At 44.2% G+C, this 12,845-nt stretch carries 9 protein-coding genes and 2 CRISPR repeat arrays; all 9 genes read left to right on the plus strand.

The window, feature by feature from the left end; all coding sequences use genetic code 11:
- Nucleotides 1–354 precede the first annotated feature (354 nt).
- Nucleotides 355–1,475: direct repeats of the CRISPR family, unit length 33 nt; unit sequence GTCGCACTCCGTATGGAGTGTGTGGATTGAAAT.
- A 292-nt stretch (nt 1,476–1,767) separates the two neighbouring features.
- The 9 genes from cas3 to ACQSGY_RS30585 all read left to right on the plus strand — a co-directional run bounded on the left by cas3 (nt 1,768) and on the right by ACQSGY_RS30585 (nt 12,662).
- A complete protein-coding gene (gene cas3 / locus ACQSGY_RS30545) occupies nt 1,768–4,236 on the plus strand; it encodes a CRISPR-associated helicase Cas3' (RefSeq protein WP_427182371.1) in 2,469 nt (822 codons plus the stop codon).
- Between the two features lie 247 nt (nt 4,237–4,483).
- Nucleotides 4,484–4,810 carry a hypothetical protein gene (locus ACQSGY_RS30550; RefSeq protein WP_427182373.1) on the plus strand — a complete coding sequence of 109 codons (327 nt, stop codon included), beginning with the start codon at nt 4,484–4,486 and terminating at the stop codon, nt 4,808–4,810.
- Nucleotides 4,811–4,884: 74 nt separating this feature from the next.
- The gene (cas5c, locus tag ACQSGY_RS30555) at nt 4,885–5,607 is read left to right on the plus strand and encodes a type I-C CRISPR-associated protein Cas5c (protein ID WP_427182374.1); all 723 of its coding nucleotides are present in this window, start codon (nt 4,885–4,887) and stop codon (nt 5,605–5,607) included.
- The gene (gene cas8c, locus ACQSGY_RS30560) at nt 5,604–7,565 is read left to right on the plus strand and encodes a type I-C CRISPR-associated protein Cas8c/Csd1 (RefSeq protein ID WP_427182376.1); all 1,962 of its coding nucleotides are present in this window, start codon (nt 5,604–5,606) and stop codon (nt 7,563–7,565) included. Before cas5c ends, cas8c begins: the two co-directional genes overlap by 4 nt.
- Entirely contained in the window at nt 7,566–8,435 is an 870-nt protein-coding gene (gene cas7c / locus ACQSGY_RS30565; protein ID WP_427182378.1) for a type I-C CRISPR-associated protein Cas7/Csd2, read from the plus strand.
- Nucleotides 8,422–9,081, plus strand: a complete 660-nt coding sequence (cas4, locus tag ACQSGY_RS30570) for a CRISPR-associated protein Cas4 (protein ID WP_427182379.1) — start codon at nt 8,422–8,424, stop codon at nt 9,079–9,081. Before cas7c ends, cas4 begins: the two co-directional genes overlap by 14 nt.
- Nucleotides 9,078–10,109, plus strand: a complete 1,032-nt coding sequence (gene cas1c / locus ACQSGY_RS30575) for a type I-C CRISPR-associated endonuclease Cas1c (protein WP_427182381.1) — start codon at nt 9,078–9,080, stop codon at nt 10,107–10,109. Before cas4 ends, cas1c begins: the two co-directional genes overlap by 4 nt.
- A 9-nt stretch (nt 10,110–10,118) precedes the next feature.
- Complete coding sequence (cas2, locus tag ACQSGY_RS30580) at nt 10,119–10,409, plus strand: CRISPR-associated endonuclease Cas2 (protein ID WP_188592856.1); 291 nt, start codon at nt 10,119–10,121, stop codon at nt 10,407–10,409.
- Nucleotides 10,410–10,593: 184 nt separating this feature from the next.
- Nucleotides 10,594–11,932: a CRISPR direct-repeat array (repeat unit 33 nt; unit sequence GTCGCACTCCGTATGGAGTGCGTGGATTGAAAT).
- A 211-nt stretch (nt 11,933–12,143) separates the two neighbouring features.
- Nucleotides 12,144–12,662 (plus strand): hypothetical protein, encoded by a 519-nt coding sequence (locus ACQSGY_RS30585; protein WP_427182383.1) that lies wholly within the window; start codon nt 12,144–12,146, stop codon nt 12,660–12,662.
- Nucleotides 12,663–12,845 lie beyond the last annotated feature (183 nt).

The raw sequence follows: 12,845 nt of genomic DNA on the forward strand, positions 1-12,845 counted from the left end.
CCCATGTGGACACACCTCCGTTCCTCTTATTATCCTTCCGTCCGTTAACGGGTGTCCACTTTTTATTCTAGCAACATGGTGATCGTTAGAATCTGAGAATGCACAAAATGGGCCAAATAGCGTCGCTGTGAATCGTTAGGTTCCTGAGATCATGCTTGCTCATGGTGCGAACCCCAAGCTCACATGATTTTCCCGGGGGATTCGCACCCAAAATTGCTCTTTTCGTTCCCTTTTGGCAACAAATTTGTTGAATTATATGATTGCTTTGTATAAAATTAGGGGGAATCATGGTAAGGAGTTGCGGAATTACGAGACATTTTCGTTGGAGAAAATGTTTATACGTTATTTTTCGCTGTCGCACTCCGTATGGAGTGTGTGGATTGAAATTTTTGTGGTAGCACAGTGCCTGTGGTCTCGATCATGTCGCACTCCGTATGGAGTGTGTGGATTGAAATTCCCGGGTCCCTACCAAGCAAATCGCCTTCCTCTGGTCGCACTCCGTATGGAGTGTGTGGATTGAAATCTAACATAAAATCCAATGGTATACTCATGACTGGTCGCACTCCGTATGGAGTGTGTGGATTGAAATACATAAGCATTGTTGTTAGTTTCTGACCCGGTAAGTGTCGCACTCCGTATGGAGTGTGTGGATTGAAATATCTTTAGCCAAGTTCGGTCGTTATGGAACGGGGTCGCACTCCGTATGGAGTGTGTGGATTGAAATTTCTTGCCCATCTTGGTGAATGGTTCGACCAACTGGTCGCACTCCGTATGGAGTGTGTGGATTGAAATTCACGATCCGCCAGTGCTTGTTCACGCTTAGCGCGGTCGCACTCCGTATGGAGTGTGTGGATTGAAATATGCTATCTCCCTTAACTTGTAGTGCGAAATCTGGGTCGCACTCCGTATGGAGTGTGTGGATTGAAATACATCGTTGTTGGCTGTGCCTGATTGTAATACGGAGTCGCACTCCGTATGGAGTGTGTGGATTGAAATCAGGTTCGCCTACTACAGCTAAACCGGTGTCTTGTTGTCGCACTCCGTATGGAGTGTGTGGATTGAAATACCGTCACCCCTCGGCTTTTCAGGTTTAGATTACGGGTCGCACTCCGTATGGAGTGTGTGGATTGAAATCGGAGTCGGTGCGAACGTCCTGCGGAAATCTGCAAGGTCGCACTCCGTATGGAGTGTGTGGATTGAAATACCTAGGTCTATGTATATATACTCAGCCGAGTCAAGTCGCACTCCGTATGGAGTGTGTGGATTGAAATGTTACCGGTTCGAGTACGACGTATTCTCTCAATAGTCGCACTCCGTATGGAGTGTGTGGATTGAAATCCGAAATCGAGCGGCCTAGCCACAGGCACAGACAAAGGTCGCACTCCGTATGGAGTGTGTGGATTGAAATTAATCCAGGTGATCAAGTAGAAGAAAATGAACAAGTCGCACTCCGTATGGAGTGCGTGGATTGAAATGAAACAATCGACGATATCATCGAATATTGTCGCAAGTCGCACTCTACACGAGTGCGTGAAATGAACTACAATCCCCAAAAGACATATCTCATTAAACGAGATATGTCTTTTTGCATCCAAGAGAGGTGTAGAGTACTTGAAATCGACTGAACCTAACATCGAATTACATAATATTCTATAAAAATACGATTTTTAGAAGGGAAATATATTTCGATGTCGAAAATTACAATACAAGTCTTTTTGCCTATACAATTGGTAGTAAAGTCTTGATAAAACATGGTGGTGAGCTGGCATGACTTACATTGCGCATATCCGTCAAAAAGACAACGAGATTCAAACGGTGCAGGCGCACTTAATCGAGGTGCAACAGGGGGCAGAACAGGCTGGAGAGAAGATTGGCATCAAAAATTTGGCTGGCATTACAGGTTTGTTGCATGATATGGGCAAGTACACTGAACAATTTCGCGATTACATTCAAGAAGCCGTGGCGAATCCTGACAAACCTCCACGAAGAGGGTCGGTAGATCATTCTACGGCCGGCGGCAAGCTGATCCATGAGCGTTACCATACCATCCATGCCACACCGCAAGCTAAAGTCACAGCAGAATGGATTGCCAACTGCATCATCTCACATCATCAAGGCTTGAGAGACTATATATCTCCTGATCAAACTTCTCCTTATATAGAACGTGTCGTCACTAAAGAATTGAAGCAATACCAACAAGCTAAAGAAGAGTTTTTTAAAAACAACCCTCCCGAGCAGTTGGATTCATTATTTGAACTCGCTACCTCAGAATTACAACACTACATAAAGATCATTAAGGATCATAAGCTTCCACCCATTACGGGATCATTACTTATGAAATACATGTTTAGCTGCCTGATTGAAGCAGACCGAACCAACACAAGACGTTTCGAGGAAAATGAACATTCAGCAGAATCTATTGATCATCGATCATTTTTTCAAAAGAGCTACACATTATTGTCTCAGCACTTGGCTGGGCTTGAACAAGGAGACTCTGCCAACTCACCCATAAATCAATTGCGGAGGGAGATGTCTCGCCAATGTGATGAATTTGCGCTTCGTCCGTCTGGTGTATACACCCTTTCCATACCCACAGGTGGCGGCAAAACCCTTGCCAGTATGCGTTATGCACTGAAACATGCTATAGAGCATAACAAAGAACGCATTATCTACATCGTCCCATACACAACAATCATAGAACAGAACGCCGCGGAGATACGCAATATTTTGCAAAATGATGACATGATTCTGGAGCATCATTCCAACGTTACAGATGATAAGTTTGATGATCGCCAAGAGGATGATAATGGCGAAACCTACGAGGTTCGTACCAAAAATCTCAAGCTGGCTCGTGATCATTGGGATCGCCCGATTATTTTCACAACGATGGTTCAATTTCTGAATACGTTCTATGCCAGTGGGACTCGGAATGTAAGGAGACTACATCAGCTATCTAATGCAGTCATTGTGTTTGATGAAGTGCAGTCTGTTCCTGTGAATTGTATCTCGCTTTTCAATGCGGCGCTGAACTTTCTGCATGTGATCGGGCGCTCCAGCTTGCTGCTCTGTACAGCCACTCAGCCGGGACTTGATTTTGTAAAACACAAGCTTCATTTCTCGGAAGAACCTGAGATTATTCAAGATTTGGACCACGTGGGACGCAGTTTCAAACGCGTTGAATTACATGATCTCACACAACAGTCGCCATCTGGTTGGGGTGCCGAGGAGCTTTCCTCTTTTGTACAAGATCAGATGCGGGAAGTGAACAGTGTGCTCGTCATTTTGAATACCAAAACAGCGGTTCGGAAGTTGTTTGAAACATTAAATGAAGTAGAGTGGCTGCAAGATGAGGGAGTTCAAATTGTACACTTGAGCACAAATATGTGTCCGGCACATCGGAAAGATGTTTTTTCGGGCAATGACGAGCAGGAGGGTCTGATTCAACGGTTGGGAAAAGGAGAGCGAATCATCTGTGTAAGTACACAGTTGATTGAGGCGGGCGTTAATATAAGCTTTGAATGTGTTGTACGTTCATTGGCTGGATTGGATTCGATTGCCCAAGCGGCTGGACGATGCAACCGTCATGGCAAGGATGAGCGTCGCAACGTGTATATTGTTCGAGCTTCGGATGAAGTGTTAACCCATTTGCCAGATATAAAAATCGGTGCAGACAAAACAGAGCGAGTCCTTCAGGAGTTCAGAGATGATCCCGCTTCACTCGGGAATGATCTGTTGTCTTCCGCTGCGATTGCTCGTTATTTTAAATATTATTTTCATGATATTGAAGACAAGATGCATTACCCGATTAAGAAGCTTGAACAGAAAAACCTGTTTGATCTCATGGATCGTAACCGTTATTACGTCGATGCATATAAACACAAACACGCCAAGCCGCCAGAGGTGCTGAACCATTATGGCATTGCTACAGCGGAGAAGTATTTTGAGGCCATATCCAATAATGCTACGGCGGTAATTGTGCCTTATGGTGATAAAGGAAAGAGGCTGATTCTGGATTTAAATGGTGAATTGGAGCCTAACGAGTTGGGAGATCTGTTACGCGAAGCTCAACAGTATACAGTGAACATCTATGATCAGGAACTGCGGCAGTTAGAGAAAAATGGGGATGTTATACACTTGCTGCACGGTCATGTCCTTGCTCTGCGCGAACCGGCATATTCCGAACATTTCGGTGTGGAAGCAAAGGGAGAGGGCACTTGGGATATGGCAATGGTTTAAAAGGAAAAAACCGCTCTATAAGCGGATTTTTCACCAATATAAAATAACATAAATTTCAATCCACGCTTTTCAGCGACAAGTATCTTTATTCTCAATATAAATTCTATGCGACTAGAGTAATTTTATGATAACGGGATCATATATTGAAGATGTGTGTTGTTTTAAATATAAAATATCATAAGAAGGTGATTAGGGACAAAGCAAAAGAAACAATAAGTAAACACATTGCTTTTCGGGAGGGATTAATATGAAATATTATCTTAATCATTCAGATGAAGGTTCCTTCTTCCAACCAGAAACACAATTATTGGACTTGAAGTTAAACAGTATTATCAATCAAATGGAACTAAGACGTATTAAAACGTCCGATGTTCATGTTGAGGGAGATAAGTCTTTTTTTGAAGATTTAAATACTGTGTTGATTCACTTTAAAACTATGAATAATGAATTGCAAATCATAAAATCCGAAAACAGAAGACTAATACTGGAGTTGAAAAGAAAAGATTCTGCATTAGCTGATACAGTAACTTCTTCGGCTTTACAAAGACGAGATAAAAAAAACTTGCCACTGTGAGTTTTGATTTAGCAGGGAGATTCATGCCACATGGTCTCCCTGCTACATGATACAGAAAGGAGTGAGCAGAGCTGGTGAGAAATCAGATTGAATTTGAAGTTTCCGGAAATTATGCGTTATTCACTGACCCGCTCACGAAGCTTGGGGGAGAGAAATTTTCCTATCAAATTCCGACATACCAGGCACTCAAAGGCATCGTAGAGTCCGTATATTGGAAACCGACGCTGATCTGGATTGTAGACGAGGTTCGCATCATGAATCCGATTCAAACGGAATCCAAAGGCATGCGTCCAATCGAATATAGCGGGGGCAATACGCTGGCCTATTATACGTATCTAAGAGATGTTCGTTATCAGGTGAGAGCTCATTTTGAATTTAATAAACATCGTGAAGACCTGCTGCATGATCAGAACGAACACAAGCACCACAACATCGCCAAACGAGCCGTTCAGGTCGGAGGAAGAAGAGATGTTTTTCTTGGCACGCGTGAATGTCAGGGGTATGTTGAGCCTCGTACATTTGGTGAAGGTGAAGGCTTTTATGATGGTATCGGGGAGCTTGATTTTGGCACGATGCTGCACGGGATCAGCTACCCTGACGAGACGGGACATAATGAGCGTGAAGTGCGGCTGTGGAAAGCAAAAATGAAAAATGGCATTATCCGATTTGATCGTCCAGATCAATGCACATTGGTGCGCAAAGTTGGGGAAGGTTCAGCGAAAGTGTTCGATAACTCTAATATGCAGTCGGTCGATGAGTTGCATTCCGAATGGTTTGGAACTGAGGTGAGTGAATGAACTGGCTTGCGAATTTAAGCAAAACCTATGATGACCATGCCAAGGTTGTGGGACAGTTTGAAACGAAGAAGAATGGTAAAGAGTACGCCTTGATTCCGATCTCCCACACTACGCAGACAGCGCATATTGAGGTGCATTTGGATGGAACAGGAAATATCGTTAGAGCAGAAGTCGTAGATAAAAACGATGGCAGCACTATCATTCCTTGTACCGAGGCCGCTGCGAGTCGAACGAGTGCGCCAGTGCCCTATCCGCTTTTTGACAAATTAATGTACGTTGCCGGGGATTACACTTCCTACTGCGGTGAGGTGAAAGGCACTCCTCATCAGGATTATGTAGCTCAGCTTAAAGCTTGGTGCGAGTCACCTTTTAGTCATGCCAAGGTAAAGAGTGTGTTGGATTATGTGAGCAAAGGTACGTTGATTGCTGATTTAGTAGATCGGGGTGTGCTGCACACGGATAACCGTGGAAAGTTGCTAGATAAGTGGGTGGCGGGTGCAGAAGATCAGGAGAGTGAAAAACCTAAGATTTTCAATGTTATTGCTTCGGATCAAAGTGGGGCATTTGTCCGATTCCTTGTGAATATACCAGGGCAACCTGAATCAAGATTGTGGCGGGATGCATCCGTGCAGCAGTCGTTTATCCGGTTTTATGAGATGAGCTTGCAAGATAAGGATGTTTGCTTCGTTACCGGGGAGTATCTGCCAGTGGCGGATAAACATGCATCACGCATACGTCATTCCGGGGATAAGTCCAAGCTGATATCAGCGAATGATTCCAGCGGATTTACATTTCGGGGACGGTTTCGCACCAGTCGTGAAGCAGCCGCAGTCAGCTATGAGGTCTCCCAGAAAGGGCATAACGCGCTCAAATGGCTGATAGATAAACAAGGCACAACGATAGATGGCAAAGTTTTTCTGGTGTGGGGCAGTACGAATCTGAATATGCCAGAACCGCAAAAAGACAACTTTAATCTATGGGATGATGAGCAGGATGAAGTGTTTATAGATGGTGACACAACCTATAAAGAATATGCCCTACAGGTAAGAAAGGCACTAAATGGCTTTCGTTACGATGGGGAGTACCAGTCCAAGCATAAAGTAACTATTATGATTCTTGATGCTGCTACACCTGGAAGAATGTCGATTATGTATTATCAGAGAGTGGATCAGAATAAGTATCTGGATCGAATTGCAGCTTGGCACGAAAGTTGTTATTGGTTATATCGATATCGGAAAAATAAAAACGGGAAACAGGTTCGGTCTATTAGTACACCTACTCCTGAGGAGATTGCTTTTGCTGCTTATGGTCGACGTGCGAGTGACAAGATCGTGAAAGGATTAATGGAGCGAATGCTTCCATGCATTATTGATCAAAGACCTATTCCACTGGATATCATTCGTAGTGCTGTCCATCGTGCATCTAATCCTGTAGGTATAGAAGATGGAGGATGGGAAGAAACGTTAGGTATTTCATGTGCATTGGTAAGAAAACATCACGAGAGTGAGGGATTTGAAATGACGCTAAATACTGAGACGGCAGATCGTAACTATTTATTTGGAAGATTACTTGCCGTGGCTGATGTTCTCGAAGAACGTGAATTGGATCGAGAAAAAGTTCGATCGGAAGGGGCTAACAGGAGAGCGACTAATGCTATCCGATATATGAATGTCTTTTCACAGCGTCCGGAGAGAACGTGGAAAATTATTTATGAAAGTCTTCATCCACATCTGAATCGAATGGGCGGGAAGGCCTCTAATTACAACAGGCTTATACAGGAACTTAGTGATAAATTCAAGATTGAAGATTTTAATGACAGGCCTTTGTCTGGTCTGTATCTACTTGGATATTCCAGCCAGCGTAACGATTTGTACACAAGCAAAAAGGATAAAGAGATTGCTACAGCTACACCCGAAGATCACGAAGAAAACCAATCTATGGAACAAGGGGATAACTAAATGAGTACACTTGATCGCAAAATTGATTTTGCCGTTGTATTGTCTGTCCGCAATGCGAACCCGAATGGTGATCCGTTGAACGGAAATCGTCCTCGTCAGAACTACGATGGTTTAGGTGAAATTTCAGACGTGTGCATTAAGCGTAAAATCCGTAACCGTCTGTTGGATATGGGAGAATCTATCTTGGTGCAATCAGACGAGAAACGAACGGATGCCCACCGCTCTATTAAGGATCGCGTCGATGCCAATGAGCTTGTGCAGGAGCATGCCAAAGGGAAAAAAGCGAACAAAGAACTGTATGCAGATGCTGCATGCCAGTCCTGGATGGATGTACGCAGCTTCGGGCAGGTTTTTGCTTTTAGTGGAACGGACGTATCAGTTGGTATTCGTGGGCCCGTCTCCATTCATACAGCTGTAAGCTTAAATCGAATTGATATTACGAGCATGCAGATTACGAAGAGTGTGAACTCGGTGACAACGGCGAAAGACCCGGACAAAAAAGGCTCGGATACGATGGGCATGAAGCACCGTGTAGATTTTGGATTGTATGTATTTTACGGCAGTATCAACACACAACTTGCTGAGAAAACAGGTTTTACATATGAAGACGCAGAGAAAATCCGTGAGTCGCTAAGAACGTTATTTGAAAATGATACATCGTCCGCTCGCCCAGATGGAAGTATGGAGGTGCATCAGTTGTATTGGTGGGAGCATAACTCCAAATTGGGACAGTATTCATCCGCCAAAGTGCACCGTTCACTGCATATTGCATTGAAGCCGGATGTGTTGGAACCGAAGTCATACGAAGATTACGAGTATACTGTAGTGCCGTTAGAAGGCTTGGCAGTTCAGCAGTATGAAGGACTATAACGAAGAGGATTACCTATTGTTATCCGGCATTCAGCATTTTAATTTTTGTCGGAGACAATGGGCCTTGATCCATATCGAACAGCAGTGGGAAGATAATGTGCGCACGATTGAAGGAGATCATTTGCATCGTAAAGCGGACGAGCCTTTAATTCGTGAAAAACGGGGGGATAAGCTGATTGTCCGGGCATTGCTTGTGCAATCCAGATCACTTGGAATTACAGGAATCTGTGACGTAGTCGAATTTATCCGTGATCCACAAGGTGTTCCGCTGAGAGGGGAGGAAGGTTTATACCTTCCTTTTCCCGTTGAATATAAGCGAGGTAAGCCCAAACGGAATGATTCGGATCATTCCCAGTTAGTCGCACAAGTGATGTGTCTTGAAGAGATGCTTGTATGTGAGATACATCGAGCTTACTTTTATTATGATGAGATTAAACATCGAGTGGAAGTTGTCATTACCGAAGCGGATCGGGAACGAGTGCGTTCGAGCATTCAGGAGATGAGACATTATTTTGAACGAAATCATACGCCAAAAGCCAAAGCCGGGCCACACTGTCAAAGTTGCTCATTGATCAACATATGTGTGCCGGATATTTTAAATAAACGATCTGTTTCAAGTTACATCGAAAGCAGGTTGAACGAATGAAAAAGCTTCTAAATACTCTATTTGTGACGTTGCCTGACACCTACCTTGCGTTAGATGGAGAGAATGTACTTGTGAAGCAGGAAGACAAGATATTGGCTCGATATCCGCTGCACAACCTGGAGGCGATATGTGCATTTGGGTACGCGGGGGTGAGTCCTGCTTTGATGGGTGCATGTGCAACACGCAACGTCAGTCTCACTTTTATGACACGGACAGGACGTTTTCTGGCTCGGGTGATTGGAGAGGATAGGGGGAACGTAGTGCTTCGCAAGGAGCAGTATCGTATCTCGGATGATGAGACGCGCAGCGCACGGGTCGCACGAAACATGATTACAGGCAAGCTGTACAACAATAAATGGATTCTGGAACGCGCTACGCGGGATTATGCCTTACGTATCGACACAGAGCGGATGAAAAAGGTAGCAGCTTCTCTTGGGGAAACGATGAAACTGCTGCGAGAAGTAGAGCAACTGGATGTGCTGCGAGGGCTGGAGGGTTCAGCGGCTGTGCAGTATAACTCTGTATTTGATGATCTGATTCTTCAGCAAAAGGAATCCTTTTATTTTTATGGGCGAAGCAGACGTCCCCCTCTGGATAAAGTGAATGCATTGCTTTCTTTTGCGTATACGTTGCTTGCAAATGATATGAAATCAGCACTTGAATCGGTGGGACTTGATGCATATGTTGGTTTTTTGCACCGGGACCGACCTGGAAGAGCCTCATTGGCATTAGATATGATGGAGGAGCTTCGTGGTGTTTATGCGGATCGTTTTGTGCTGTCGCTCATTAATAAAAAGGTTGTAAATGATAAGGGGTTTTATATCAAAGAAAACATGGCAGTGATCATGGACGATGATACTCGCAAGAAAGTATTAAAAGCTTGGCAGGAACGTAAACAGGAGAAGATTACTCACCCGTATTTGAATGAAAAAATATCTTGGGGGCTTGTACCTTACACTCAAGCATTACTGCTTGCTAGACATATTCGTGGTGATCTGGATGAATACCCTCCATTTTTGTGGAAGTAGGTGTGAAATTTGCTTGTTCTGATTACCTATGATGTGAGCACGATGGATCGTGAAGGTCGAAGAAGATTGTCCCGAGTTGCAAAAAAATGTGTGGATCACGGTCAACGTGTGCAGAACTCTGTTTTTGAGTGTATTTTAGACGCTGCACAATTCAGACGTTTACGATATGAACTAGAGGAACTGATTGATAAGGATACAGATAGCTTGCGATTTTATAATCTCGGCGACAATTACAAAAGCAAAGTAGATCACGTGGGGGCTAAGGAAACCTATGATATGAGTGATCCGTTGATCTTGTAGCTGGTGCGAATGCCAAGCTCACATGATTTTCCCGGGGGATTCGCACCTCGAAAAGCGCTTTTTCGTGACCTTTTGGCAACAGATTTGAGTTATAATCGATATTTAGAAGGTTAGTAAAAAGGTATAAAAGCGAAGATACGTTTGTTATTTATCATTTGATATGGTATCTACGTTATTTTTCGCTGTCGCACTCCGTATGGAGTGCGTGGATTGAAATGACTTTGGTCGGCTGCGCTTTATCCCAGAAAATACGGTCGCACTCCGTATGGAGTGCGTGGATTGAAATTTCGTAAGCGACTGAATACCAGGCGGCAAGAAGTTGTCGCACTCCGTATGGAGTGCGTGGATTGAAATACAACGAGAGATTATCAGTCCGATTGAAGCAACAAGTCGCACTCCGTATGGAGTGCGTGGATTGAAATAAACATGTTGTTGACGTCATGTTTGAAGAATGGGGGTCGCACTCCGTATGGAGTGCGTGGATTGAAATAAAATCAGCAAAATAGTTAGCCATATTTTGATTATGGTCGCACTCCGTATGGAGTGCGTGGATTGAAATGTCCAGCGTAGGCTTGTAAATCCCTGATACATTGGCAAGTCGCACTCCGTATGGAGTGCGTGGATTGAAATCGCTCGAAAAAGACGATGTGACTCCGGGATATATGACGTCGCACTCCGTATGGAGTGCGTGGATTGAAATTTCTTACCTAATTACGGAATTGTGATCGAATGTGACGTCGCACTCCGTATGGAGTGCGTGGATTGAAATCGATGAAGAACAGTTTGTTCTACGCCAAAGAGTGGAGTCGCACTCCGTATGGAGTGCGTGGATTGAAATAAGGAACCGGGAGTTGAGATTGACGATATTGAAAAAGTCGCACTCCGTATGGAGTGCGTGGATTGAAATCATATCGATGCCATCGATGTCGGAGAAAACCACAAGGTCGCACTCCGTATGGAGTGCGTGGATTGAAATACCGATCTGGAGTATATCGTCATCGATGGGGACCGTCGCACTCCGTATGGAGTGCGTGGATTGAAATTCTGCTTCGATCTGATGATGATCAATAATCACAACGTCGCACTCTGTATGGAGTGCGTGGATTGAAATCATGCTGTTATGGTGTGTGATCAGGAACGGTGTTGGTCGCACTCTGTATGGAGTGCGTGGATTGAAATCATAAAGATACTGCATACTCTTTGACAACTGCAAAGTCGCACTCTGTATGGAGTGCGTGGATTGAAATTGGACAAAGAAAAAGCCCAATAATCGTGGGGATTAGTCGCACTCCGTATGGAGTGCGTGGATTGAAATGCGTTAACGAACGTGATGCGGTTATCGAAAATGCTGTCGCACTCCGTATGGAGTGCGTGGATTGAAATTGGAACAGTGATTGAGTATTCGGCATTGTTGGATCAGGTGCACTCCGTATGAAGTGTATGGATAGAAATAAGCAAATCAGTGTGAAATCCCTACCGGAAGAGGTAAGGTGGTACTCCGCATGGAGTGGGTGGACTGAAATCTATTTGGGGAGACCAGACCTGATCCGGCCCCCATTGTCGCACTCCATACGGAGTGCGTTGTTCAAACCGGTATATTTTTTCTGATCCAGGCTAGGAAGTTAGCGACATATTATCGAATATACTGAACATCGCCATAAGAACGCTGATCTGTGAACTTTACTCTGGCGAAATCCCTGTCAAGAGACTCGGAAAGGTGCTGAATAACGACATATGAATAACGATATAAAGCAACTCCTTGCTGCAATCGCTCTGGAACAGTATGTGGCAGAAGGGACGTTCCAACAATGTTTACCCGCCGATGGGAAGATTACACTGGAGCAGGCTAAAGCGCAGGCGGATGAAATATGGAGCGTAGCAAAGGAACAGTTAGAAGTCATTAGCTTTGATTACGAGGGGTACACAGTGAATCTGACCTTCCAGAGGGATGGGCTGTATTTGTTCGATAGTGTGGATATTTGGGCCGAAGAGGGAGATGGAACGAAGAAAGGTTCACCTCAGCTAGGTACACTAGCAACAATAGAGGGATGGCAGCATTTTGCGGATAACGAGGGAATGCAGATGGAGTGCTTTGATATCGGGGATGAACGGGTATATCTGCTACCGAGTGCGGTTACGTTACACTATTTGAATCGGGAAAGTAAATGGAAGCTGGTCAAGATCGCGGGAGTTTATCGAAGTGTGGAGCAAGTTAGAGACAGTTTGCAAAATATAGCTAATGCGAGCATATAGATTCACATGGATCACATGGATCAGCTAGATCAGCTGAGCGCTAACGATCTCAGGAAAGCTTATTTAGTTGATTTGCGTCCTTTTCTAATTTTAACGATTCCTAGAGCACTAGTCATGCGTTAAACCTGACATGAATAATCAGCAAAAAAAAGTGAATTTAGACTTCCAAACCATAAAAAAATC

Origin of the sequence: Paenibacillus sp. TC-CSREp1, assembly GCF_050171015.1 — a bacterium.
In the GTDB taxonomy this organism is placed as follows: domain Bacteria; phylum Bacillota; class Bacilli; order Paenibacillales; family Paenibacillaceae; genus Paenibacillus; species Paenibacillus silvae.

What these genes read in the sequence shown, in the direction of transcription:
- cas3 (WP_427182371.1), top strand. Translation starts at nt 1,768, where the DNA reads ATGACTTACATTGCGCATATCCGTCAAAAAGACAACGAGATTCAAACG.
- ACQSGY_RS30550 (WP_427182373.1), top strand. Translation starts at nt 4,484, where the DNA reads ATGAAATATTATCTTAATCATTCAGATGAAGGTTCCTTCTTCCAACCA.
- cas8c (WP_427182376.1), top strand. Translation starts at nt 5,604, where the DNA reads ATGAACTGGCTTGCGAATTTAAGCAAAACCTATGATGACCATGCCAAG.
- cas7c (WP_427182378.1), top strand. Translation starts at nt 7,566, where the DNA reads ATGAGTACACTTGATCGCAAAATTGATTTTGCCGTTGTATTGTCTGTC.
- cas4 (WP_427182379.1), top strand. Translation starts at nt 8,422, where the DNA reads ATGAAGGACTATAACGAAGAGGATTACCTATTGTTATCCGGCATTCAG.
- cas1c (WP_427182381.1), top strand. Translation starts at nt 9,078, where the DNA reads ATGAAAAAGCTTCTAAATACTCTATTTGTGACGTTGCCTGACACCTAC.
- ACQSGY_RS30585 (WP_427182383.1), top strand. Translation starts at nt 12,144, where the DNA reads ATGAATAACGATATAAAGCAACTCCTTGCTGCAATCGCTCTGGAACAG.